General features: G+C 71.2%; 20 protein-coding genes. 7 read left to right on the forward strand and 13 right to left on the reverse strand.

Features of this window, described 5'->3' with window-relative positions; all coding sequences use genetic code 11:
• Positions 1-128: 128 nt before the first annotated feature.
• Positions 129-800: a class F sortase gene (locus ABZ027_RS29220; protein WP_356773540.1), complete on the forward strand. Its 672-nt coding sequence runs from the start codon at positions 129-131 to the stop codon at positions 798-800.
• A 34-nt stretch (positions 801-834) separates the two neighbouring features.
• Here the strand turns inward: ABZ027_RS29220 and ABZ027_RS29225 are convergent, their stop codons facing one another.
• Positions 835-1,701 (reverse strand): polysaccharide deacetylase family protein, encoded by an 867-nt coding sequence (locus tag ABZ027_RS29225; RefSeq protein WP_356773542.1) that lies wholly within the window; start codon positions 1,699-1,701, stop codon positions 835-837.
• An 89-nt stretch (positions 1,702-1,790) separates the two neighbouring features.
• Entirely contained in the window at positions 1,791-5,063 is a 3,273-nt protein-coding gene (lysX, locus tag ABZ027_RS29230) for a bifunctional lysylphosphatidylglycerol synthetase/lysine--tRNA ligase LysX (protein WP_356773544.1), read from the reverse strand.
• 89 nt (positions 5,064-5,152) lie between these two features.
• Here lysX and ABZ027_RS29235 point away from each other — a divergent pair, with 89 nt between their 5' ends.
• Positions 5,153-5,614, forward strand: a complete 462-nt coding sequence (locus tag ABZ027_RS29235) for a universal stress protein (RefSeq protein ID WP_356773546.1) — start codon at positions 5,153-5,155, stop codon at positions 5,612-5,614.
• Between the two features lie 67 nt (positions 5,615-5,681).
• Here the strand turns inward: ABZ027_RS29235 and ABZ027_RS29240 are convergent, their stop codons facing one another.
• Positions 5,682-6,830 (reverse strand): CapA family protein, encoded by a 1,149-nt coding sequence (locus ABZ027_RS29240; protein WP_356773548.1) that lies wholly within the window; start codon positions 6,828-6,830, stop codon positions 5,682-5,684.
• A gap of 279 nt (positions 6,831-7,109) precedes the next feature.
• Here ABZ027_RS29240 and ABZ027_RS29245 point away from each other — a divergent pair, with 279 nt between their 5' ends.
• The 3 genes from ABZ027_RS29245 (at position 7,110) to ABZ027_RS29255 (ending at position 9,119) form a co-directional block, all read left to right on the forward strand.
• The gene (locus ABZ027_RS29245; RefSeq protein ID WP_356773584.1) at positions 7,110-7,655 is read left to right on the forward strand and encodes a sigma-70 family RNA polymerase sigma factor; all 546 of its coding nucleotides are present in this window, start codon (positions 7,110-7,112) and stop codon (positions 7,653-7,655) included.
• A 136-nt stretch (positions 7,656-7,791) separates the two neighbouring features.
• On the forward strand, positions 7,792-8,307 hold the full coding sequence (locus ABZ027_RS29250) for a hypothetical protein (RefSeq protein ID WP_356773550.1): 516 nt from the start codon (positions 7,792-7,794) through the stop codon (positions 8,305-8,307).
• A 152-nt stretch (positions 8,308-8,459) separates the two neighbouring features.
• Complete coding sequence (locus ABZ027_RS29255) at positions 8,460-9,119, forward strand: zf-HC2 domain-containing protein (RefSeq protein ID WP_356773552.1); 660 nt, start codon at positions 8,460-8,462, stop codon at positions 9,117-9,119.
• A 36-nt stretch (positions 9,120-9,155) separates the two neighbouring features.
• On the opposite strand, the gene ABZ027_RS29260 is transcribed toward ABZ027_RS29255, so the two are convergent.
• Together ABZ027_RS29260 and ABZ027_RS29265 are read right to left on the reverse strand one after the other, a co-directional pair.
• Complete coding sequence (locus ABZ027_RS29260; protein ID WP_356773554.1) at positions 9,156-10,019, reverse strand: DNA-formamidopyrimidine glycosylase family protein; 864 nt, start codon at positions 10,017-10,019, stop codon at positions 9,156-9,158.
• A gap of 104 nt (positions 10,020-10,123) precedes the next feature.
• Entirely contained in the window at positions 10,124-12,211 is a 2,088-nt protein-coding gene (locus ABZ027_RS29265; protein WP_356773556.1) for a SpoIIE family protein phosphatase, read from the reverse strand.
• Between the two features lie 305 nt (positions 12,212-12,516).
• Here ABZ027_RS29265 and ABZ027_RS29270 point away from each other — a divergent pair, with 305 nt between their 5' ends.
• Positions 12,517-13,938 (forward strand): lipase maturation factor family protein, encoded by a 1,422-nt coding sequence (locus ABZ027_RS29270; RefSeq protein ID WP_356773558.1) that lies wholly within the window; start codon positions 12,517-12,519, stop codon positions 13,936-13,938.
• 36 nt (positions 13,939-13,974) lie between these two features.
• Here the strand turns inward: ABZ027_RS29270 and ABZ027_RS29275 are convergent, their stop codons facing one another.
• The 8 genes from ABZ027_RS29275 to ABZ027_RS29310 are packed head-to-tail and all read right to left on the reverse strand — an operon-like array spanning position 13,975 to position 21,875.
• Positions 13,975-14,799: an amidohydrolase family protein gene (locus ABZ027_RS29275; RefSeq protein WP_356773560.1), complete on the reverse strand. Its 825-nt coding sequence runs from the start codon at positions 14,797-14,799 to the stop codon at positions 13,975-13,977.
• Positions 14,796-15,110, reverse strand: coding sequence for an L-rhamnose mutarotase (locus ABZ027_RS29280; RefSeq protein ID WP_356773562.1), 315 nt, complete (start codon positions 15,108-15,110; stop codon positions 14,796-14,798). Before ABZ027_RS29280 ends, ABZ027_RS29275 begins: the two co-directional genes overlap by 4 nt.
• The gene (locus tag ABZ027_RS29285; RefSeq protein ID WP_356773564.1) at positions 15,107-16,093 is read right to left on the reverse strand and encodes an aldo/keto reductase; all 987 of its coding nucleotides are present in this window, start codon (positions 16,091-16,093) and stop codon (positions 15,107-15,109) included. Before ABZ027_RS29285 ends, ABZ027_RS29280 begins: the two co-directional genes overlap by 4 nt.
• Positions 16,090-16,845 carry an SDR family oxidoreductase gene (locus tag ABZ027_RS29290; protein ID WP_356773566.1) on the reverse strand — a complete coding sequence of 252 codons (756 nt, stop codon included), beginning with the start codon at positions 16,843-16,845 and terminating at the stop codon, positions 16,090-16,092. Before ABZ027_RS29290 ends, ABZ027_RS29285 begins: the two co-directional genes overlap by 4 nt.
• Complete coding sequence (locus ABZ027_RS29295) at positions 16,842-18,215, reverse strand: L-fuconate dehydratase (protein ID WP_356773568.1); 1,374 nt, start codon at positions 18,213-18,215, stop codon at positions 16,842-16,844. Before ABZ027_RS29295 ends, ABZ027_RS29290 begins: the two co-directional genes overlap by 4 nt.
• 36 nt (positions 18,216-18,251) lie before the next feature.
• Positions 18,252-19,286, reverse strand: coding sequence for an ABC transporter permease (locus ABZ027_RS29300; protein ID WP_356773570.1), 1,035 nt, complete (start codon positions 19,284-19,286; stop codon positions 18,252-18,254).
• Entirely contained in the window at positions 19,279-20,805 is a 1,527-nt protein-coding gene (locus ABZ027_RS29305; RefSeq protein WP_356773572.1) for a sugar ABC transporter ATP-binding protein, read from the reverse strand. Before ABZ027_RS29305 ends, ABZ027_RS29300 begins: the two co-directional genes overlap by 8 nt.
• On the reverse strand, positions 20,802-21,875 hold the full coding sequence (locus tag ABZ027_RS29310; protein ID WP_356773574.1) for a sugar ABC transporter substrate-binding protein: 1,074 nt from the start codon (positions 21,873-21,875) through the stop codon (positions 20,802-20,804). Before ABZ027_RS29310 ends, ABZ027_RS29305 begins: the two co-directional genes overlap by 4 nt.
• Before the next feature lie 165 nt (positions 21,876-22,040).
• Between ABZ027_RS29310 and ABZ027_RS29315 the strand changes: the two genes are divergently transcribed.
• A partial coding sequence (locus ABZ027_RS29315; protein WP_356773576.1) for a GntR family transcriptional regulator occupies positions 22,041-22,747 on the forward strand: 707 nt, incomplete at its 3' end.

The following is a 22,747-nucleotide window of genomic DNA, read 5'->3' on the forward strand; positions in this document are numbered from 1 at the left end:
GGATGGCGCACCGAGCACATCGCGGGTCACCCGTTCGTATCCGCCCCGTCGCCGCTTCATCGCGCCGGACATAGCGTTTCCGTATGCGCGAATGACGTGGCGACGGCCGCGTCGAGAGGGGAAATCGAATGTATGCGTCCGAATTGGCCGACCTGGCCGAAGAGGAGGAGCCGCGGCGGAAACGCGCTCCCTGGGGCGTGATAGCGCTTGTTCTGCTGACCGGCCTCGCGCTCATTCGGAACGGCTCGGGAGAGTTCGACGTCGGGCCGCCGCAACCCGCGTCGGCGGCCGCCGCCAGGAGCACCCTCACGCCCGGCACCTTTTCGGGTACCCCCAGCCCGCTGCCGTACGGCGTGCCGGACCGGGTCAAGATCCCGACGATCCGGGTCGACGCGCCGATCATGCCCATCGGTCTGGCCGCGGACGGCTGGATCGCCGCGCCACCGCCGGAGGACCCCAACCTGGCCGGCTGGTTCACCGGCGCGGTCTCTCCGGGCGAGAAGGGCACCGCGGTGATCGTGGGCCACGTCGACAACAGACAGGGCCCGGCGGTGTTCTACGGGCTCGGGGCCCTGAAACAGGGACATCGCGTCGAGGTCACGCGCAAGGACGGAAAGACGGCCGTTTTCGAGGTCTACGGCGTCGAGGTGTTCGAGAAGAACAACTTCCCCGGCGACCGTGTCTACGCCTCGAAAGGCGCCCCCGAGCTGCGGGTCATCACCTGCGGGGGCGGTTTCTCCCAGCAGAACGGCTACGACGGCAACGTCGTCGCTTTCGCCCGCCTGGTCGAGGTGCGCTGAGCGCTCCCCGACCGGGCGGGCGGCCCGGCCGCGGTTAGGTGCGCCGCCGTCGCGGGACGGTGATGTGGTAGCCGGAGTCCAGCAGTTGCGGCAGATAGGCGCGCAACGCCCGGACACTCTGGGTGCGGTCTCCCCCGGCGTCGTGCGAGAGCACCACGACGCCGGGGGCCGCGTTGTGCTCCACCCGGCCGACGATGGTGCGGGTGCCGGGGGTGGTCCAGTCGAGGGTGTCGACCGTCCAGCCCAGCGGTTCCATGCCGAGTTCGGCGCCGATCTGGAAGGCGGCACGGTTCCACGCCCCGTAGGGCGCGCGGAACCACAGCGGGCGTTCGCCGCACGCCTCCTCGATGACCTCGCTGGTGCGTTCCATCTCCCATCGGATCCGACCGCGGCTGCATCTGGTCAGCAGCGGGTGCGACCAGGTGTGATTGCCGACGACGTGTCCCTCGTCGGCGATCAGGGCCACCAGGTCCTGGTGGCGGGCGGCCATCGAGCCGCACACGAAGAACATCGCCCGGACGTCGTACTGCGCGAGGATGTAGAGGATGTCGGGGGTGTAGCGGGGGTCGGGCCCGTCGTCGAAGGTCAGCACCATGGTCCGGCCGTGCCCGGACAGGCGCAGGAACGGTTCGCGCCGGACCAGGGGCGGGATGGGCTCGGTCCGGGGCGAGCCGTACCCGGTCATGGGCTGGAGACGGTAGGCGGAGGGGGCGGGCGCGCGGTGCTTCTGGGCGCCGGCGGCGGGCAGGGCGGGCGGGGCCGACTCGCCGCCCGAGCCCAGCGACAGCAGGCCGGCCGTACCGGCCGCCCCGCAGGCCGCGGCACCGGCGAGCAGTGCCCGGCGCCGCGTGAGCGCCGCCGCGGTCGACGACAGCCGTGTGAGCAACTGATCCTTCGTCATGACTCATCAGTCGCCCGTGGCGGCCCCGACGCACCACGGAGGTACCGGAGCGGCGGCACCAAAACACCCGCTCGGCGCAGCCCTTCGGGTCAGCGGTTGCGTACCAGGGGAAAGGGGAGGGTCTCCCGGATCGTCAGGCCGGTGAGGAACATGACCAGCCGGTCGACACCGAGGCCGAGGCCGCCGGTGGGCGGCATGGCGTATTCGAGGGCGTCGAGGAAGTCCTCGTCGAGTTCCATCGCCTCGGGGTCTCCCCCGGCGGCGAGCAGGGACTGGGCGGTGAGGCGGCGGCGCTGCTCGACGGGGTCGGTGAGTTCGGAGTAGGCGGTGCCGAGTTCGGTGCCGAACGCGACGAGGTCCCAGCGTTCGGCGAGCCGGGGGTCGGCGCGGTGCTGGCGGGTGAGCGGGGACACGTCGGTCGGGAAGTCCTTGTAGAAGGTGGGCAGCTGGGTCCGTTCCTCGACGAGGCGCTCGTACATCTCCAGGACGACGTCGCCGCGGCCGTCGTCGGCGGTGTACGGCACGCCCGCACGGTCGCACATCCGCAGCAGCGCGGGCAGCTCGGTGTCGGCGTCCACCTCCTCGCCGAGCGCCTCGGAGATCGCGCCGTGGACCGTCCTGACCGGCCACGGCCCCGAGATGTCGTACTCCTCGCCGTCCCTGCGGACGGTCGGCGAGCCGACGGCGGCGAGGGCGACGCCCTGGATCAGCTCACGGGTGAGGTCGAGCATCACGTCGTAGTCGGCGTACGCCTGGTAGGCCTCCAGCACCGTGAACTCGGGGTTGTGCTTGTAGGAGACACCTTCGTTGCGGAAGGTGCGACCCATCTCGAAGACCTTCTCCAGGCCGCCGACGCACAACCGCTTCAGATACAGCTCGGGGGCGATGCGCAGATAGAGGTCGAGGTCGTAGGCGTTGATGTGGGTGGCGAAGGGGCGGGCGTTGGCGCCGCCGTGGACCTGCTGGAGCATCGGCGTCTCCACCTCGAGGTAGCCGCGTTCCAGGAGGCCCTGGCGCAGGGCCTGTACGGCGGTGGAGCGGACGCGGACCACCTCGCGGGCCTCGGGGCCCGCGATCAGGTCGAGGTGGCGCATCCGGACCTTGGCTTCGGGGTCGGTCAGTCCCCGGCGTTTGTCGGGCAGCGGGCGCAGGCACTTGCCGAGGAGCTGCCAGGACGTCACGAAGACGGTGGGCTCGCCCCGGTCACTCGTGCCGGCCGTGCCCGAGGCCGTGATGTGGTCGCCGATGTCGGTGTCGGCCCGGAACGGGTCGAGGCCGCCGCCCGCGCGGGTGAGGGCTAGTTGGTGGTCCCCGGACCAGTCGCGCAGGGTCACGAAGACGATGCCGCCGAAGTCGCGTACCCGCATGATCCGGCCCGCGACGGTGACCCGCTCGCCCTCCCGGACGTCGGCGAGGGCGTGGGTGCGCTCGGGGAAGCCGACCGGGTAGGGATCGGTGCCGGCTGCGCGCAGCCGGTCGAGGGTGTGGTGCCGGACGCGGACCTGTTCGGGCAGGTCCGCGTCCGGTTCCCCGGCCCCGGCCTCCTCCCCTCCGTCGAGGCCGAGCGCCGAGAGTGACGGCAGACCGGCCGTGGTGGCCGGTGGGCGTCCGCCCTTCGAGTGCCCTTTTCCCCAGAGTTTGCGCAACGAGGGTACGGAGACGAAGCCTTCGGCGATTGCGGAGGCGAGGCCGATGCGGGCGAGGGCGCCGGTCTCGCCGTAGCAGATGAAGCGGGGGGACCATTCGGGGTGGTACTTGGCGTTGGAGCGGTAGAGCGCCTCCAGTTGCCACCAGCGGGAGAAGAAGAGCAGCAGTCGTCGCCACAGCCGCAGGACCGGTCCGGCGCCGATGCGGGCGCCCTCCTCGAAGACGGAGCGGAAGACCGCGAAGTTCATCGAGATCCGGCGGACGCCGAGTTTGGGTGCCGCGGCGCACAGTTCGGCGACCATGAACTCCATGACGCCGTTGGGGGCGCCGCGGTCACGGCGCATCAGGTCGAGGGAGATGCCGTCCTTGCCCCAGGGCACCAGGGAGAGCAGGGCGAGCAGGCGGCCGTCCTCGCTGAGTGCCTCCACGAGGAGGCAGTCGCCGTCGGCGGGGTCGCCCAGGCGGTCGAGGGCCATGGAGAAGCCCCGTTCGGTCTCGGTGTCGCGCCAGGCGTCGGCCTTGTCGATCACCTCCTCCATCTCCGCGTCGGTGAGGGCCGAGTGGCGGCGGACCCGGCAGGTGGCGCCGGTGCGGCGGACCCGGTGCACGGACTGCCGGGTCACTCGCATCTCGCGGCCGTTCAGGTCGAAGGCGGCCACCTGCAGGATGGCCTCGTCACCGAGTTGGAGGGCGCCGAGTCCGGCGCGGACGAAGGCGGTGGCCCCGTCCTCGGAGGCGCCCATCGCGGCGGGGGCCCAGGCATGGCGGCGGGCGATGTCCAGCCAGGCGGCGATGGCGTGCGGCCAGGCCTCCCGGTCGCCGACGGGGTCGCCGCCGGCGAGGCAGACCCCGGCCTCGACGCGGTAGGTGACGGCCGCCTTGCCGCTGGGTGAGAAGACCACGGCCTTGTCGCGGCGGGTCGCGAAGTAGCCGAGGGAGTCCTGGTCGCCGTACCGGCCCAGGAGGGCGCGGATACGGGCCTCCTCGTCGCCGTGCAGGGCCGACTCCAGGCGCTGTGAGCGGAAGAGCGTCGCGCAGGCGTTGAGCAGGGCGAGTGCGCCGAACAGGCCGAGCAGGAAGAACAGGACGCGGGGCGGGCGGCCGTCGTAGGTGCCGTCGGAGGCCAGGCCGCCGCACACCCGGTCGGCGGCCCAGGCCGGCCGCTGACTGCTCGGCAGCGTGCCGGGGAACAGCTCGACCAGGCCCCACCCGGCCAGGATCCCGATGACCAGCCCGGCGGCCAGGACGGCGAGCGCCCTGCGTACGGCGGCGCGGCGGGAGGAGGCGTAGAACTCCCGGCGGGCCGCGATCAGGACGGTCAGCGCGAGGGCGCACACGACCAGCGAGGGGATCGAGTCGCCGTACAGGCCCACGACGACGCCCAGGACGTCGGTCAGGACGAGCAGGCCCAGGTAGACGACGACCAGCCACCAGGCGACCTTCTTGCGGGCGGCGGTGGCGGCGGCGAGCAGGAACAGGAAGACGGCGTAGGCGAGGTTGGCGCTGACGGGCACCACGAGGTGGTCGAGGAACCGCACGACCGGGCGGAGCAGCGCGCGCAGCGGCGGGATCAGGGCGAGCAGCACGCACAGCAGGCCGACGGCGCCGAAGAAGGCCGCGAAGCCCTCCGGCACCCTGCCGAGGAACCCGTGTCCGGGCGGCCGGGCGGGGCCCGTGGTGTCCTTCGCAGGGGCGGCCTGAAGGGTGGCGCTCATGTTCCGACTGTAGGAACACCCTGGTGGGGCCGCCCGTCGAACTGGTCCCGGAGGGGGCCGGACCTGCGGGTTCCGATAGCCTCGATGCCGTGATGGAACAGCACTCGCACCAGTTCGAGCGGGGCACCGACGGGCCCAAGGTCATCGTGGTCGGCGTGGACGGATCCGACTCCTCGTTCCGGGCGGCGGCGTACGCCGGTGGTCTGGCCCGGCGCCAGAACGCCCTGCTCGCGGTCGTGTACGTGCAGCCGGTGCTCGCGTCGGGCGCGGCGCTCGGCGCCCCGGTGGCCGCGACCACGGACGAGATCGCCGAGGACCTGGTGACTCAGATCCGTGAGGCGGCCGAGCGGACCCGGGGGATATTCGACGTGCGCTGGGAGTTCCACACCTTCCGCGGCGACCCCTACAACGGCCTGGTGAAGGCGGCGGACGAGTTGACGGCGGACGCGGTGGTGGTGGGCGCCTCCGAGCAGGCCGGCCACCGGATCGTCGGCTCGGTAGCGGTGCGGCTGGTGAAGGCGGGGCGGTGGCCGGTGACGGTGGTGCCGTAGGGGGGCCAGGCGGTGCGGTAGGGAGACCAGGCGGTGCCGTACGGAGGCCAGGGGGCGCTGACACCCTCTACCGGCCCATCGCGAGCCCGTCTTGCGCGGCGCCCCGGCTGAGTACCACGGTCCGGATGCGGTCGCGCACGGCGCGCACGTCGGCGCCCGCGGCGAGCGCCTCGTTGAGGTTCACCACCCGCCCCGCGTCGAGGTCGAACAGTTGGGGGACGAACTCCGCCTTCGTGACCCGCCAGCGCTGCCCCTTCCGCGCGGGCGGCGCGAAGGTGAAACGGCCGAGGGTGGACTGGTTCCCGCGCGGGTCCTGGGCGCCCTCGTGGTTGTACATCGCTCCGGCGATCTGGTCGCCCATCCCGTAGACGACCCAGGTGCCGTTGACCTTCTCGTACGCCTGCGGAATGTGGGCGTGGGTGCCGAGGATCAGGTCGATGTCGGGGCGGTGCCCGGTGCGGGCGGCGGTGAGCCTGCGGCCCAGCGACAGTTGTTGTTCGTCGGGTGTGTCCTGCCATTCCGTGCCCCAGTGCAGGGACACGACCACCACGTCGGCGCCGGCCTTCCGGGCCGCCCGGGCGTCGGTGACGATCCGGTGCTCGTCGATCAGGTTGACGGCCCAGGGCTGCCCCTGCGGCAGGGGGAGGCCGTTGGTGTCATAGGTGTAGGAGAGGTGGGCGACCTGCGCCCGGCCCGCGCGCAGCACGGTGACCGTGCGTGCCTCGACCTCGGCGCGGGCCGTTCCGGCGTGCCGGACACCGGCGCGGTCGAGGGCGTCCAGGGTGCGGCGGATGCCGGCGGCACCGTCGTCGAGGCTGTGGTTGGAGGCGGTGGAGCAGCCGTCGTAGCCGGTGGTGGCGAGGGCCTTGGCCACTTCGGGCGGGGACTTGAAGGTCGGGTAGCCGGTGTAGTCGCCGTTCGCGCCGTAGACGGTCTCCATGTGACACAGCGCCAGATCGGCGCGGGAGACCACGGGTTTGATCCCGGCGAGCATCGGGCGGAAGTCGTATCCGGTGCCGCCCGCGTCGGAGTGCGCCCGGTCGATGATGGAACTGTGCGGGAGGACGTCGCCGGAGGCGACGAGTGTGAAGCCGCGGCCGGCGGCGGACGGCGCCGGATGTCCGGCGGACGGTGCGTGGCCCTCGGCCTGGCAGGCGGCGCCCGCCGTGAGCAGGGCCGTCAGGGCCAGGGCAACCTGTTGTCTGCGTGCAATCATCGGCTCACCCCACTGTGATCATATTTACCTACGAATAGGTACGAAGGTGGAGTCGCCCGCAAACGGCCTGCCCGCCCTCTTAGCCCGTCCGGAGGGCGCGAACGGCGGGGTGGGACCTACTGGGTTCGCCGCACAGGCTCGTGGCGACGCGCCAGGAGGAGCGGGCGGCTCATGCGGAGGGAACCGTTCACCGAACCGTTCGTCGACGCGATCGACCGTCCGCCGCAGAGCTGTGCGCCCGCCCTGTCCAGAAAGGGTCCCCTGCTGTGCCATACGGCCATGACGGCCGGAACCACACTCATGAACGGGACGACCGCCGAGCACGAGCTCGCCGCACTGCAGCGGGAGCACGGCCGGCCCCTCTTCGCGCTGTTGCTCCGGCTCTGTGACGGCGACCGACAGCGCGCCGAGGACCTCGTCCAGGAAACCCTCGTACGCGCCTGGCAGCATCCCGAGGCGCTGCGCGCCGACGATTTCGAGTCCGTACGGCCCTGGCTGCTCACGGTGGGCAGGCGGCTCGCGATCGACGCCCGCCGGGCCCGGCAGGCGCGTCCGGCCGAGGTCGGCGACGCCGTCCTGGAGAACGCGCGGGTGTGTGCCGACCACGCCGAGCGGGCGGCCGCGACGCTCGACGTCCGCGAAGCTGTGAAGACACTCACTCCGGAGCACCGCGAAGTCCTGGTGCTGGTGTACTTCCAGGGGGCGAGTGTGGCGGAAACAGCCGAAGTCCTCGGAATCCCGCCCGGTACGGTGAAGTCCCGCGCGTACTACGCGCTGCGCGCCCTGCGCCGGGTGCTTCCGGGATACGCGGCCGACCTGCGGTGAAACCAATGGCTGAGTCAAACCTCCGTAAAGCGCCTTGCCGTTGACCCCGGTTGAGTAATCGGGTGTCCCTATCCGTGTTCCGGACTGAGGACCCGGCAACGGGCGACGCGCACGCACCGGAGGAAGGCAGGAAGGGATGCTGCACAGAGGTCAAGAGAGCACGGACGGTGCCGGAGAGGGCGAACTCACCGTCCCCATGGCCTGGTTGTACGCCGAGTACATCGCCGACGAGCTGCTGCGCTCCGGCGATCTGATGCCGCCGACGTCCTTCGAGTTCCGGGCCGGACGGGACGCGCTGGCGCTGACCATCTACCTGTCCGACACCGACCGTGAGCTGTCCGGCATCCAGGTCGTCTCCCAGTTGGAGAACTGGCTGTCGCTGACGGCGTACGACCAACCGTGGCAGGACTGGGTGGACGAGCGGATGGCCGCGGTCGCCGCCGAGGCTCTCGCCGCGGGCGGCCCGGCGCCCGACCTGGAACTGGCCCGGGCGGCCTGGCGCTGGCTGGAGGAGACCGAGCTGCTCGCGCCCGATCTGAACGCGGTGCCGGGCGGCGGTGCGGCGGGCGGAGAGGAAGAAGGGCCTGAGGTATGGACGCCCGCGTGGCAGCTCGGGTTGCCTCTGGGACATCTCGCGATCCATCTTTTTTAATTCGTTTCGACTTGGACCAATCCTCGGGCCCGACGGCTCCGAACCCCTTGGTTACGATTCGGTGTGCGCCTTGAGTGATTCGGCTGGCTGGTGCGTACGGGTGGGAGCAAGGAGCAACCCCCCACCCGCACCCAACGGCACGAGGATTCGGCATGAGGTCCCTGGAGAGGCATCGCGACGTCGGCGCGTACGCGCTCGGCGTGCTGGACGAGGCGGACGCCTTCCGCTTCGAGGATCACCTCATGGAGTGCCCCCGCTGTGCGGCACACGTGACTGAGTTCGGGCCCATCACCCGCCAGATGATGCTGTACCGGAGGGCGACCCCGCGCGTCGTCCACCCGATGGCCCAGCCGGGCCCCCGGATGCTGGACCGGCTGCTCGGCGAGGTCGCGACCCGGCACCGGTCACGGCGTCGGCGACTGCTGTACGCGCTGGCCGCGTCGGTGGTGTTCACGGTGGCCGGATCCGGGCTCGCGATGACGGTGGGCGGCACCGCCCAGGACAGCGCCGTGCGGGTGACCGCCGCGACCGACGAGCGGTCGGGCGTGTGGGCGCAGGTCACCTCCGAGGACGAGGTCTGGGGCAGCGACGTGGAGCTGAAGATCAAGGACGGTGCGGGCCCCCGCTCCTGCCGCCTGATCGCGGTCGGCGTCGACGGCTCGGAACAGACCGTGACCACCTGGACCGTCCCCCGTCACGACGCCAGGCCGAACACCATGCACGGCGGCTCCTCCATGCACAGCGACGAGATCGACCACTACGAGGTGCGCACCAGCACCGGGGAGCACCTGGTGACGCTCAAGTCCCGCTGACTGGGCGGACCGTCACCGGCAAGCCGCGGTGCCGGGCTACTTCAGCAGCCTGGACAGCCTGCGGTCGGCGAGGGGCTTGCCGCCGGTCTGGCAGGTCGGGCAGTACTGGAGCGACGAGTCGCTGAAGGAGACCTCGCGCACCGTGTCACCGCACACCGGGCAGGGCTCGCCGGTACGGCCGTGGACGCGCAGGCCGCTCTTCTTCTCGGCCTTCAGACGGCCCGCCGCCACCCCGCGGGAGCGCTCGACCGCCTCGGTGAGGGTGGTGCGCAGGGCCTCGTACAGCCTCGTGGTCTCCTCCGGGGTCAGCGAGGAGGTCGGTTTGAAGGGGGACATCCTCGCCGCGTGCAGGATCTCGTCGCTGTACGCGTTGCCGACGCCGGCGATCAGGCCCTGGTCGCGCAGCGCGCCCTTGAGCTGGCGCCGCTCGCCCTTCAGCAGGGCGGCGAGACGGGCCTCGTCGAAGTCGTCGGCGAGCGGGTCCGGGCCGAGCCGGGCCACCCCGGCCACCTGCTGCGGGTCCTGGACGACGTACACCGCCAGGCGCTTCTGGGTGCCCGCCTCGGTGAGGTCGAAGCCGGCGCCGGTCTCCAGGGCGACGCGCAGGGCGAGGGGGCCCTTGCCGGGGCGGGGCGCGCCGTCCGGGAGCTTGTCCTTCCAGTGCAGCCAGCCCGCTCGGGCGAGGTGGGTGACGAGGTGCGGGCCGCCGTCGGTGACGAGGTCGAGGAACTTGCCGTGCCGGTGCACCGCGGTGACCTCGTGGCCCTCCACCGCGGCGAGCGGAGGGTCGTAGGTCTTCAGGACGCTGATCGCGACGGGCAGCACCCGGACGATCTCGTGACCGACCAGGTGCTCGGCCAGGAAGTCCTTGAGCGCTTCGACCTCGGGAAGTTCCGGCATAGGTCCAGAGTGCCACCGGACACCGGAGTGCTCAGCTCCGTCACGGCACCCGATCAGCCTCGGTCACGGCACACTCCACCCGCTCTGGCACCACTCAGCCCCGCTCAGCCCCGCTCCGGCACCACGAACTCGCACCACACGCACTTGCCGCCGCCGCGCGCCTCCACGCCCCACACGTCGGTGAGCAGGTCGACCAGGAGCAGCCCCCGACCGGAGACACCGGACTCGCCCGCGTCGCGGCGGCGGGGCAGGGCACTGGAGGAGTCCTCGACCTCCACGCGCAGCCGGCGGTCGCTGCTGGTGAAGGCCCTGAGCGTGATGATCGCCGAACCTTCGGTGTGCATCAGGGCATTGGTGATCAGTTCGTCGGCGACGAGTTCGATCTCGTCGGACCTGTCACGCGCGCCCCAGGCGGCGACCGCGGCACGGACCATGTGCCGGGCCTCGGCCAGCGCCTCGGGGTCTCCGGGCGCCACGTGCTGCTGGAGCCGGCCCCCGGTCCGGGGCGTTTCCAGGGCGCGGCGGCGCAGCAGGAGCAGAGCCACGTCGTCGTCGCCGCGGCGGTCCTCGACCACGTCGATGAGCCGGTCGGCGAGGTCCCGGACGTCGTCCGGGCCGGTGGCGACGAGGGCCGCGAGGGTCCGCATGCCGTCGTCCAGGTCGGCGCCGGGCTGTTCGACGAGGCCGTCGGTGCACAGCAGCAGGGTGTGGCCGGGATCGAGTTCGAGGGTGGTGACCGGGTATTCGAGGTTGTGGAACTCCGCGGACAGGCCCAGGGGCAGGCCGCCCTCGACCGGCACGCGGTGGCAACTGCCGTCGGAATGCCGGATCAGCGGGTCCAGGTGGCCCGCCCGGACCACCTGGACCACGCCGGTGGCCAGGTCGACCTCGGCGTACAGGCAGGTGGCGAAGCGATCGGTGTCGAGTTCGTGCAGGAAGACCGAGGCGCGGGCCATCACGGTGGCCGGAGTGTGCCCCTCGGCGGCGTAGGCCCTCAGGACGATGCGCAGTTGCCCCATGACGGCGGCGGCGTGCGCGTCGTGCCCTTGGACGTCGCCGATGACCGCGCCGACACGGCCGCCCGGCAGCGGGATGAGGTCGTACCAGTCGCCGCCGATGTCCCGGCCGGGGGAACCGCCGGCGGTCGCGGCCCGGTAGCGGACGGCCAGGTCGGCGCCGGGGACGCTGGGGATGGTGCGCGGCAGCATGGCCTGCTGGAGACCGTTGGCGAGGTCCTTCTCCTGCTCGAAGAGCATGGCCCGCTGCAGGCTCTGGGCGATGCTGCTGCCGAGGGCGACGAGGACGTTGCGGTCCTCCGGCGAGAAGGCGCGCCGGTCGCTGTAGAGCAGGCCCATGGCGCCGATCGGGCGGGCCTCGGCGATGAGCGGCAGATAGGCGGCCGCGGTGATGTTCAGGCCGGTGATGTGCGACCAGAGGCCCGGATAGCGCTCGGCGAACTCCTCAGGCGACTCGATGAACCGCGGACTGAGGGTACGGACGACCTCGCTCATCGGGTACGGCTCGTCGATCCGGGTGACGTCGGCGCCGGGGACGAAGCTGCCCTCCGCGCCTTCGGTGACCAGCCGGATCCGGCCGGCCTCGACCAGGCCGAAGACCAGGCTGGTGGCGCCGAGGTGGGTGAGGCCGTGGGTGTCCCTGAGGACGTCGATCACGTCGTCGACGGTGCGGGCGTGCGCCAGGGCGGCGGTGGCGAGCTGCACGACGCTGGTCTGGTGGCGCCGTGCCTCGTCCTGGGCTGCCTGGTCCCGGCGGGACTCGAGCTCGCTGAACTCCTGGGTGGCTTCCCGGACGATGCCGACGATGCGGCGCGGACGGCCCGTCGAGTCCCGCCGGATGTAGCCCTGGGTGTGGGTCCAGCGCAGTGATCCGTCCCGGCAGCGGAGCCTGAAGTAGGCGCCGTAGTTCTCGCTGCCGTCCTTCATGGCCTGCGCGACCACGGCGTCGAGCCGGTGGCCCTCGGCGCGCGGGACCCGGATCGCGAGGGACGCGGGGAAGCCGTCGTATTCGTCGGGGCGCAGGTCGAAGACTTCGTGGGCCTGGGCGTCCATGTGGAACAGACCGGTGTCCAGATCCCAGTCGAAACTGCCCATGCGATTGAGCGCCAGGATCGGATCCGGATGGGCGGGCCAGTCGTCCGGGAGTGACAGGGCGCTCGCTCCCCGATCAACCATGGGGCCACCTTGCCAGCATTTGCCCGAATCTTCGACCCTCGGGTGGGAATGGGACGTGGTTCGTTGTTCGCCGTCGATGATGGGGGCGGGGTTGTCGAGGGTGTTGTTCCCGGCGAGGTGCGGGGCGCGTCCGTGCGGGACTCCTGCGATCGGGGCTGGTCCGGGGCCGGTCGGGCCGGTCTGCCGGGGTTCCTCTGCTTCACTCGATCGGGGTATGCGAGCTGAGGGGAGGTACACGGAGGATCACGTAGATGTCCGGCGCGCGGGTGTTCGCTCGTGCATCGCGAGAACAGGAGCGCACGTCCGTGGACTGGTTCACCGCACCGGAGTACTGGATGAGCCGGCTGGTCTTCCAGCGGGCGCTGGCCGGGGTGTACCTGGTGGCGTTCCTGACGGCGGCCCTGCAGTTCCGGGCGCTGATCGGGGAGCGCGGGATGCTGCCGGTGCCCCGGTATCTGGAGCGGGTGCCGTTCAGGCGGGCTCCCTCCGTCTTCCACCTGCACTACTCGGACCGTTTCTTCGCCGTCTGCGCCTGGGCGGGGTGCGCGGTGTCGGTGGCGCTGCTGGCGGGAGTGGACTCCCGGCTGCCGTTGGGGGCCGCGATGGCGCTGTGGGCGCTCCCCTGGGCGCTGTACCTGTCGATCGTGAACGTCGGTCAGACCTGGTACGGCTTCGGCTGGGAGTCCCTGCTCCTGGAGGTCGGCTTCCTCGCGGTGTTCCTCGGCAACGACGAGGTGGCCCCGCCGGTCGTGGTGCTGTTCCTGCTGCGTTGGATCCTGTTCCGGGTGGAGTTCGGCGCGGGTCTGATCAAGATGCGCGGTGACGCCTGCTGGCGGAAGCTGACCTGTCTCGACTTCCACCACGAGACCCAGCCGATGCCGGGGCCGCTCAGCTGGTTCTTCCATCGTCTGCCCCGCCCCCTGCACCGGGTGGAGGTGGCCGCCAACCATGTCACCCAACTCGTCGTGCCGGTGCTGCTGTTCACCCCGCAGCCGATCGCCACGGCGGCGGCCGCGCTGATGATCGTGACCCAGCTGTGGCTGGTGCTGTCGGGCAACTTCTCCTGGCTGAACTGGATCACCGTCGTGCTGGCGCTGTCGGCGGTCAGGTTCCCGGCCGACCCGCCGTCGGTGGCCGGGCCGCCGCTCTGGTACGAGGTGGTGGTGCTGGCCGTCGCCGCGCTGCTGGTGGGCCTGAGCTACCAGCCGGTCCGCAACATGCTCTCCCGTCGCCAGGTCATGAACCGCTCCTTCGACCCGCTCCATCTGCTCAACACCTACGGCGCGTTCGGCAGCGTCAGCCGGATCCGCTACGAGGTGGTCGTCGAGGGCACGGCGGACGAGGTACCGCGTGAGGACTCGCAGTGGCGGGAGTACGAGTTCAAGGGCAAGCCCGGCGATCCCCGGCGCTGGCCGCGCCAGTTCGCGCCGTACCATCTGCGGCTCGACTGGATGATGTGGTTCGCCGCGCTGTCGCCCGCGTACGCCGGGACCTGGTTCGGGGCCATGGTGGAACGGCTGCTGGAGAACGACCGCGACACCCTGAAGCTGCTGCGCCACTGCCCGTTCCCGTCCGACGCCCCGCCACGCCACGTCCGCGCCCGCCTGTTCCGCTACCGCTACACGACCTGGCGTGAGCTGCGGGAGACGGGCGCGTGCTGGGAGCGGACGTACGTACGCGAGTACCTGCCGCCGACCCGGCTGACGGGAGTGTCCCGCGGGTCGTAGAGGTGTGGGGCTCGCGGGCCGTGGAGCGCGGGTGCCTCAAAGGTCATAGACGCGGGTGGCGGTGGTCTCGAAGATGCGGGTGCGGTCGGCGGGGTCGGTCAGCGCGGCCGCCGCGTCCAGCACGTCGCCGTAGGTCGCCGCGAGCGTGCACACCGGCCAGTCCGAGCCGAACATCAGCCGGTCCGGACCGAAGGCGTTCACCGCCACCTCGGCGTACGGTCGCAGGTCGTCGACGGTCCAGGAGCCGATGTCCGCCTCGGTGACCATGCCGGAGAGCTTGCACACGGTGTTCGGCAGGGCGGCGAGGGCGCGGATGTCGCCCGCCCAGGGTTCGAGGGCCCCGGAGGCGATCGGCGGCTTGCCCAAGTGGTCCAGGACGAAGGTGAGTTGGGGCAGGTCGGCCGCCGCCTCGACGCAGGACGGGAGCTGGTGGGGCAGCACCAGGAGGTCGTAGACCAGTCCGGCGTCGGCGACGGCGGCGAGGCCGCGCCGTACGTCCGCCCGCAGCAGCCACCGGGGGTCCGGCTCGCCCTGGACCTGGTGCCGGATGCCCTTGAGGTACTGCCCGCCGGGGAGTTCCCGCAGCCGGGCCAGTTCGTCGGCGACGTCGGGGCGCGTGAGGTCGGTCCAGCCGACCACGCCCGCGATCAGTTCGTGGCCGGCCGCGAGGGCGAGGAACTCCGGGGTCTCCTCGGCGACGGTGACGGTCTGGACGAGGACGGTGCGGTCGACTCCGGCCGCGTCGGCCTCGGGCTGGAGGTCGGCCATAGTGAAATCGCGCCGCAGCGGGCTGTGTTCCTCTATCCAGTCCTGGTCCCGTACGGACAGGTCCCACGCGTGGTGGTGCGCGTCCACGGTCACGGCAGCTCCCACACGACGGGCAGACCGGCGTCCGCACCCTCGCCGGAGTAGTCGTGCACCACGTCCAGCAGCCGGCCCATGCGGGTCTGCCAGGCGACGTTGACCGGGAGGTTCTCCAGTTCGGCCAGGAGACGGGCGTAGTCCTCGCACTCCAGGACGTGGAAGAGGTCGGTGCCGCTGCGCCAGATCGTCCAGGAGGTGGCCCCGGCGGCGCGGATCGCGTCGGTGAGCTCGACCGGGACCTCGCGGTGAGCGGCCTCGTACTCGTCGACGCGGTCGGCGCGGACCTTGGTGTGCAGGGCGACTCTCATGACTGTTCCTCGGTGGGGACGGGGGCGTCGGCGGGCAGCAGGCCGGTGTCACGCAGTTCCTGCCAGAAGGCGGCGGGGACCTGGGCGGCGAACTGGTCGGCGCAGTCGTGGACCTCGGCCGCCGACCGGACGCCGACCAGGACGCTCGGGACCGCGGCGGGGGCGGCGCAGAAGGCCAGCGCGGCGGCCCGCAGGGTGGTGCCGTGGCGGTCGGCGACCGTTTTCAGGCGCAGGGCCCGATCCAGCAACTCGGCCGGTGCCTGTGCGTAGTTGTAGGTCGCCCCGGGCCGGGGGTCGGCCAGCAGCCCGGAGTTGAAGGCGCCGCCGATGACGACGGAGGTGCCGCGTGCCACGGCGGCCGGGAGCAGTTCGGCGAGCGCGTGCTGGTCCAGCAGGGTGTAGCGGCCGGCGCACAGCACCACGTCGACGTCGGTGTCCCGGACGAAGCGGGTGAGCATCCCGGCCTGGTTCATGCCCGCGCCGATCGCGCCGACGACGCCCTCCGAGCGGAGTTTCTCCAGGGCCGGATAGCCCTCCCGGAAGGCCTGTTCGGCGTGGTCGTCGGGGTCGTGCAGGTAGACGACGTCGACGTGGTCGAGGCCGAGCCGCTGAAGGCTCGCCTCCAGGGTGCGTCGTACGCCGTCGGCGGTGAAGTCCCAGACGCGGCGGTGGGTGGCGGGGACCGCGAAACCGTTCGCCAGGTCGTCGCCCCCGTCCCGCGTCGGCTCCAGACGGCGGCCCACCTTCGTCGAGACGGTGTACTCGGTGCGGGGGTGCTCCCGCAGGGCCGCTCCGAGCCGGCGTTCGGACAGGCCGAGGCCGTAGTGCGGGGCGGTGTCGAAGTAGCGCACGCCCCGCTGCCAGGCGGCGGTCACCGCCTCGTGCGCCTGCTCCTCGCCGACCTCGGTGAAGAGGTTGCCGATGGCGGCGGCGCCGAAGGCCAGGGCGCTGACCTCGACGCCGCTTCGGCCCAGCGTGCTCACCGGCCCGCCGGTCGAAGCCGCAGGCCCTGCATGCCACCGTCCACGGCGAGTGACGTGCCGGTGGTGGCGCCGGACAGCGGACTCGCCAGGTAGGCGATCGCGCTCGCGACCTCGTCGGCGCTCACCAGCCGGCCGGTGGGCTGGCGGGCCTCCAGCGCGGCGCGTTCGGCGGCCGGGTCGGCGGCTTTGGACAGCAGCCGGCCGATCCAGGGGGTGTCCACCGTGCCGGGGTTGACGCAGTTGACGCGGATGCCCTCACGGACGTGGTCGGCGGCCATCGCGAGGGTGAGGGAGTACACGGCACCCTTGGTCGCGCTGTACAGCGCCCGCTGCGGCAGGCCCGCGGTGGCCGCGATCGAGCAGGTGTTGACGATCGCCGAGTGGGTGGATTCCCGCAGGTGGGGCAGGGCGGCACGGGCCACCCTGACCATGCCGACGACATTGACGTCCAGGACCCGGTGCCACTCGTCGTCGGAGTTGTCCTCGATGGTGCCCTGGGCGCCGATGCCCGCGTTGTTGACCACGACGTCCAGTCCGCCGAGGTCGCTCGCCGCGGCCGCGACGGCCGTGCGTACGGAGGCGTCGTCGGTGACGTCGGCCCGGTGGGCGAGGAGCGGCTTGTCCACCGACGACGGGTCCAGGTCGAGTACCGCGACCTGGGCGCCGCGCGCCGCCAGGAGTTCCGCCGTCGCCCGGCCGATGCCGGAGGCGCCGCCGGTCACCAGGGCCTTGAGGCCCTCGAAGTCGGTCATGCCGCCTGACCCTTCTTGTGGGGGGTGTCGTCATTCTGCTGGGTCTGGAGGTCGGCCGCCCAGAAGGCGCCGTCGGGGAAGGTGTACCGCGCCAGGGACTCCGGTCGCATGGCGGCCGAGAAGCCCGGCGCATTGGGTGCCGTGTAGTGACCGTCCCGGATCACCACCGGGTCGAGGAAGTGGTCGTGCAGATGGTCCACGTACTCGATCACGCGGTCCTCGGTGGTGCCGGACAGCGCCACGTAGTCGAACATCGACAGGTGCTGGACGAGTTCGCACAGGCCGACACCGCCCGCGTGCGGGCAGACCGGGACGCCGAACTTGGCCGCCAGCAGCAGGATCGCCAGGTTCTCGTTGACTCCGGCGACCCGCGCCGCGTCGATCTGGACGATGTCGACGGCCCCGGCCTGGAGGAGCTGCTTGAAGACCACCCTGTTCTGCACGTGCTCGCCGGTGGCCACCTTCACCGGCGCAACGGCCCGGCGGATGGCCGCGTGGCCGAGGATGTCGTCGGGGCTGGTGGGCTCCTCGATCCAGTACACGTCGAACTCGGCGAGGGCCTTGGTCCAGCGGATCGCCTCGTCCACGTCCCAGCGCTGGTTGGCGTCGATCGCCATGCGGATGTCGGGGCCGACGACGGAGCGGGCGACGCGGCAGCGCCGGATGTCGTCGTCGAGGTCCGCGCCGACCTTCAGCTTGATCTGCCTGAAGCCGTCGGCGACGGCCTCGGAGGCGAGCCGGGTGAGTTTCTCGTCGTCGTAGCCGAGCCAGCCCGCGGAGGTGGTGTAGGCGGGAAAACCCTTGGCGAGCAGGGTCGTGGTGCGGTCGGCCGCGCCCTCCCGGCCCTTGCGCAGGAGTTCCAGCGCCTCTTCCGGGGTGAGCGCGTCGGTGAGGTAGCGGAAGTCGATCTGTCCGACCAGCCATTCGGGGTCGGCCTCGGCGAGCAGCCGCCACAAGGGCTTGCCGGCGCACTTGGCCGCCAGGTCCCACACGGCGTTGGTGACCGCGCCGATCGCCATGTGCATCACGCCCTTCTCAGGGCCGAGCCACCGCAGCTGGCTGTCCCCGATCAGGTCCCGGAACAGCGAACCCGGGTCGGCGCACAGCTCGTCGACCGACCGTCCGACCACGTGGTGGCGCAGTGCCTGGATCGCGGCGACCTGGACATCGTTGCCACGCCCGATGGTGAAGGTGAAGCCGTGCCCCTCGGGCCCGCCGTCCGCGTCGTCGCTGTCCGTGCGCAGCACGACGTACGCCGCCGAGTAGTCGGGGTCGGGGTTCATCGCGTCGGAGCCGTCGAGCTCCCGCGAGGTGGGGAAACGGATGTCGTAGGTGTCGACGTCGGTGATACGGACGGGCGTCGGGGACACGGAGGGCCTTTCGGTCGTTGGCGGGGTCGGGGCGGGTCAGTCCTGGGCGCGGCCGGTGGTGACGCGGGCGATCATGAGGGCGAGCAGGATGATGCCGCCGTAGATGGCCTGGATCCAGAAGGACGGCACCTGGGCGAGTTGCAGCAGGGTCTGTACGACACCGAGCAACAGGACACCGGTGAGGGCGCCGAACATGGTGCCCTTGCCACCGTCGAGACTGATGCCGCCGATGACCGCCGCCGCCATTACTGTGAAGATCATGTTGTTGCCCTGGTTGGCGCTGATCGCGCCGACGTAGCCGGTCAGCATGATCCCGCCGACCGAGGCGAGGACGCCCGCCACGACGAACACCCCGAACACCACCCGGTCGACCCGGATGCCGGCGGCGCGGGCGGCGTCCGCGTTGCCTCCGATGGCGTACAGGGCGCGGCCGATCCGGTGGTACTTGAGGATCAGTCCGGCGACACCGAAGCAGATCGCGGCGACCCACACCGACATCGGTACGCGCAGGAACGTGGTTGTCGCCAGCGAGAAGAACGCGTCGGGCATCGAGAACAGCGTCTTGCCCTTGGTCGCGCCGACCAGCAGACCGCGCAGAACGATCAGCATGGCGAGGGAGACGATGAAGGCGTTGAGCTTGAGCTTCACCACGAGGAAGCCGTTGAACGCGCCGATCGCTCCGCCCACGACGAGGATCCCGAGGAGGGCGAGGGCGGCGGGCCATTCGGTGCCCCAGCCGTACTGTGCGGCGGGCAGCACCAACAGCGCGCCGATGGCGGGCGCGATACCGACCACCGACTCCAGGGACAGGTCGATCTTGCCGATGATCAGCACCAGCGCCTCGGCCAGCACCACCATCGCGAGCGCGGCGGAGGAGGCGAGGATGGAGATCAGGGTGCGCTCGGTGAGAAACGAGTCATTGACGACGGCGCCGATCACCACGAGCAGCAACAGGGGTGGGACCAGAGCCAGTTCACGGGCCCGGTGAAGCAGCACGCCCCGCAGGGCCTTGCCCTCGGGCGCTTTGACGGGGATGGGTGCGGAGGCCGACGGGGCCTTCGTGTCAGCCATGGTCCACTCCTTCGATGGAGGCGATCAGCTCGTGGTCGTGCCAGCCCGCCGGGTACTCGGCCACGACCCTGCCGTGGAAGAGGACGAGGACGCGGTCGCAGCGGCGCAGGTCGTCGAGTTCGTCGGAGACGACCAGGACGGCGGTGCCGTCCTCGCGGGCGGTGTCCACCCGGGACAGCAGGGACTCCTTGGATTTCACGTCGACGCCGGCGGTGGGGTTGATGAGCACCAGCAGACGCGGGTCCGACGCGAGGGCGCGGGCCATCACGACCTTCTGGGCGTTGCCGCCGGAGAGGTCGGAGACCGGCTGGTCGGGTCCCTCCGCGTGGATGTCCAGCCGCCGGATCAGCTCGGCGGCGAAGGAGCGCTTACGGGCCGCGCCGACGAACCCGTACCGCCCGAGCCGGCCCAGGACACTCATGGTGGCGTTGTCGCCGATGGACATGCCGAAGACGAGTCCCTGGCCGTGCCGGTCGCGGGGGACGCAGCCGACGCCGGCCTTCAGAGCTCCCTGGACATCGCCGAACGGAAGCTGTCTGCCCTCCACCTGCGCGGTTCCGGAGGTCGGAGTGTGCAGCCCGGCGAGGGACTCCGCGAGCGCGATCTTCCCGCTGCCACTGGAACCGGCGAGGCCGACGACCTCACCACGGCGGACGGTCAGAGCGATGTCCTTGTACGTGTCCGAGGTCAGGCCCTGGACATCGAGGACGACGGACGCGTCGGCCCGCTCCTGTTCCACCTGTTCCGCCTGCTCCACCACGGCGTCCGCGGCAGCCGCCTGCTGCTCGGCCAGCGCCTCCCCCGCCATCGCCTCCACCAGGGCCGCCCTGGGCAGTTCGGCGACGGGTGCGGTCGTGATCCAGCGGGCGTCGCGCAGTACGGTCACCTTCTGGCAGACCTCGTACACCTCTTGGAGGTGGTGCGAGATGAACAGGAAGGTGACACCGGACTCCTGCAGCGCGCGCATCTTGCTGAAGAGGCGCTCGATCTCGCGGTTGTCGAGCTGGGCGGTGGGTTCGTCGAGGACGATGAAGCGGGCGCCCTGGCTCAGTGCCCGGGCGATCTCCACCATTTGCCGGTCTTCGACCTTGAGGTCGGCGGTGCGGGCGGTGGGGTCGACGTGGATGTCCCAGGTGTCGAGGACCTCGGCGGCCTCGGCCTGGAGCCGACGCCAGCTGAAGAAGCCGCGCCGGCTGTCGGGCTGACGGTTGAGGAAGAGGTTTTCGGCGACGGTGAGTTCCGGGACCACGGTGGGCCGCTGGTAGACGCAGGCCACCTTGGAGCGCCAGGCGGTGCGGTCGGTGAGCGGCGGCGCGGGCTCGCCGTCGAAGCTGACGGTGCCCTCGTCCGGTGCCTGGAGGCCGGTGAGGACGGTGACGAGGGTGGACTTGCCGGCGCCGTTGCGGCCGACGAGGGCGTGGGACTCGCCGGGCAGGACAGTGAGCCTGCCGTCGGCGAGGGCGGTGGTGGGGCCGTAGCGTTTGACGACCCCACGCGCTTCAACCAGTGGCAGGCTCATTTGACCGTGTTGCCCCAGAGCTTGGCGTCGTCGACGTTGTCCTTGGTGACCAGGGGCGCGGGAAGCTGGTCCTCGAGGATGCCGCTGGGCAGCTTGACGATGGTCGAGTCGTGGTCGGTCGGACCGGGCTTGAACGTCTTCCCCTCCATCGCCGCCTTGATGTAGTACATGCCGTACTTGGCGTAGGCGTCGGCGGGCTGGGAGACGGTCGCGTCGATCTCGCCCTTGCGGATGGCGTCGAACTCCTGCGGGATGCCGTCGTTCGAGACGATCGCGATGTGGCCCTTCTGGCCCATCGTCTTCAGCATGTTCTTGGACTTCAGGGTCTGCAGGGTCGGCGCGAGGTAGACGCCGCCCGCCTGCATGTAGATGCCCTTGATGTCGGGGTTGGCGTTGAGCAGCGTGTCCAGCTTGGAGGCCGCGGTGTCGGACTCCCACTTGGCCGGGATCTCCAGGACCTTCAGCTTCGGGAAGTTCTTCTTCACGCAGGCGCGGAACGCCTCGGAGCGGTCACGGCCGTTGACCGAGGCGAGGTCGCCCATGATCTGCACGACCTTGCCGGAGGGGATCTGCTTGCCGAGGTACTGGCAGGCCTTCTCTCCGTACGCCTCGTTGTTGGCGCGCACGACCATGGCGACCTTGCCCTTCTCGGGGGCGACGTCCACGGCGACGACCGGTACTCCCTTGCGCTCGGCCTGGTTGAGTCCGGCCTCGATCGCGGCGCTGTCCAGAGGGGCCACGACGAGCCCCTTCACACCCTGGTTGAGCTGGTTGTTGATGTCGGTGATCTGCTGCGAGGGGTCGCTGTTGGAGTTGACCGTCTTCAGCGCGTCCACGCCTTCGGACTTCGCCATCTTGGGCACGTAGTCGTTGTACGACTGCCAGAACGGCGAGGTCAGCAGGGGCAGGATCACCCCGACCTTGCCCTTGCCGTCACCTCCCGCGCTGGCAGCGCCACCCGAGTCCTTGGTGCTGCCGCACGCGGCGAGCACGAGCGCGGCTCCGACGGCCGTGGCCGCCGTACCGGCACTCCGAAACCTGTTCCGCTTCCCCACAGTCCTGCCGAGCATCTGGTGGCTCCTCGTCGAGCGGTCTTCGAGCAGATGTCCGCATAGATATCAGACCACTCGGCCAGAGGAACACCCTCCGCGGCCATATTTTCCCGACTTGAGGCCGTAGTGGTCGGACCACTCTGCCGGTTAGACTGCGGCGCACCCCGCGAGTGGAGGAACGGCGTGGACGAGACAGCCCCCCAGAAGGGCACCGTGACGCAGCGCGCCATCGAGCGGATCAAGGAGATGATCGGCGAGGGCCGGCTGGAGCCGGGTCAGCGGCTGCCCACCGAACGCGACCTGGCGGCCCAGCTCGGCATCTCCCGCAGCTCCATGCGGGAGGCGATCCGCGCGCTCACGGTGCTGGGCGTACTGGAGGCCCGGCACGGCTCGGGCATCTACGTGACCCAGCTGGAGGCCGGGGACCTGCTGGAGACCTTCGGTGTGGTCGCCGACCTGTCCCGCGGCCCGCGCCTGGTGGAGTTGCTGGAGGTGCGCCGCATCCTGGAGTCGACGGCGACCGCGCTGGCGGCGGCCCGGATCACCCCGGACCAGCTCGCCGAGGTCGAGAAGCACCTGACGGCGATGAACGCCACCGAGGATCCGGAGGTGATCATCGCCCACGACCTGGCCTTCCACCGCGAGATCGCTTCGGCCGCGGGCAACGAGACCATGGCCGCGATCCTGGACGGCCTGTCCTCGCGCACCTTCCGCGCCCGGGTCTGGCGCGGCTACCAGGAGGAGGGCGCCTTCGCACGCACGCGCCGCGAGCACGCCGCCATCCACCGCGCCCTGGTACGAGTTGCTGCGCGGCGCCGACGGCGAGGCGGCGGAGGCCGTCGACAGCTGGGCCGGCGCCCTCATCCCGCTCTACCCCGCCACCGCCAAGC

The sequence above is a fragment of the Streptomyces sp. NPDC006332 genome (assembly GCF_040612855.1).
Classification (GTDB): Bacteria; Actinomycetota; Actinomycetes; order Streptomycetales; family Streptomycetaceae; genus Streptomyces.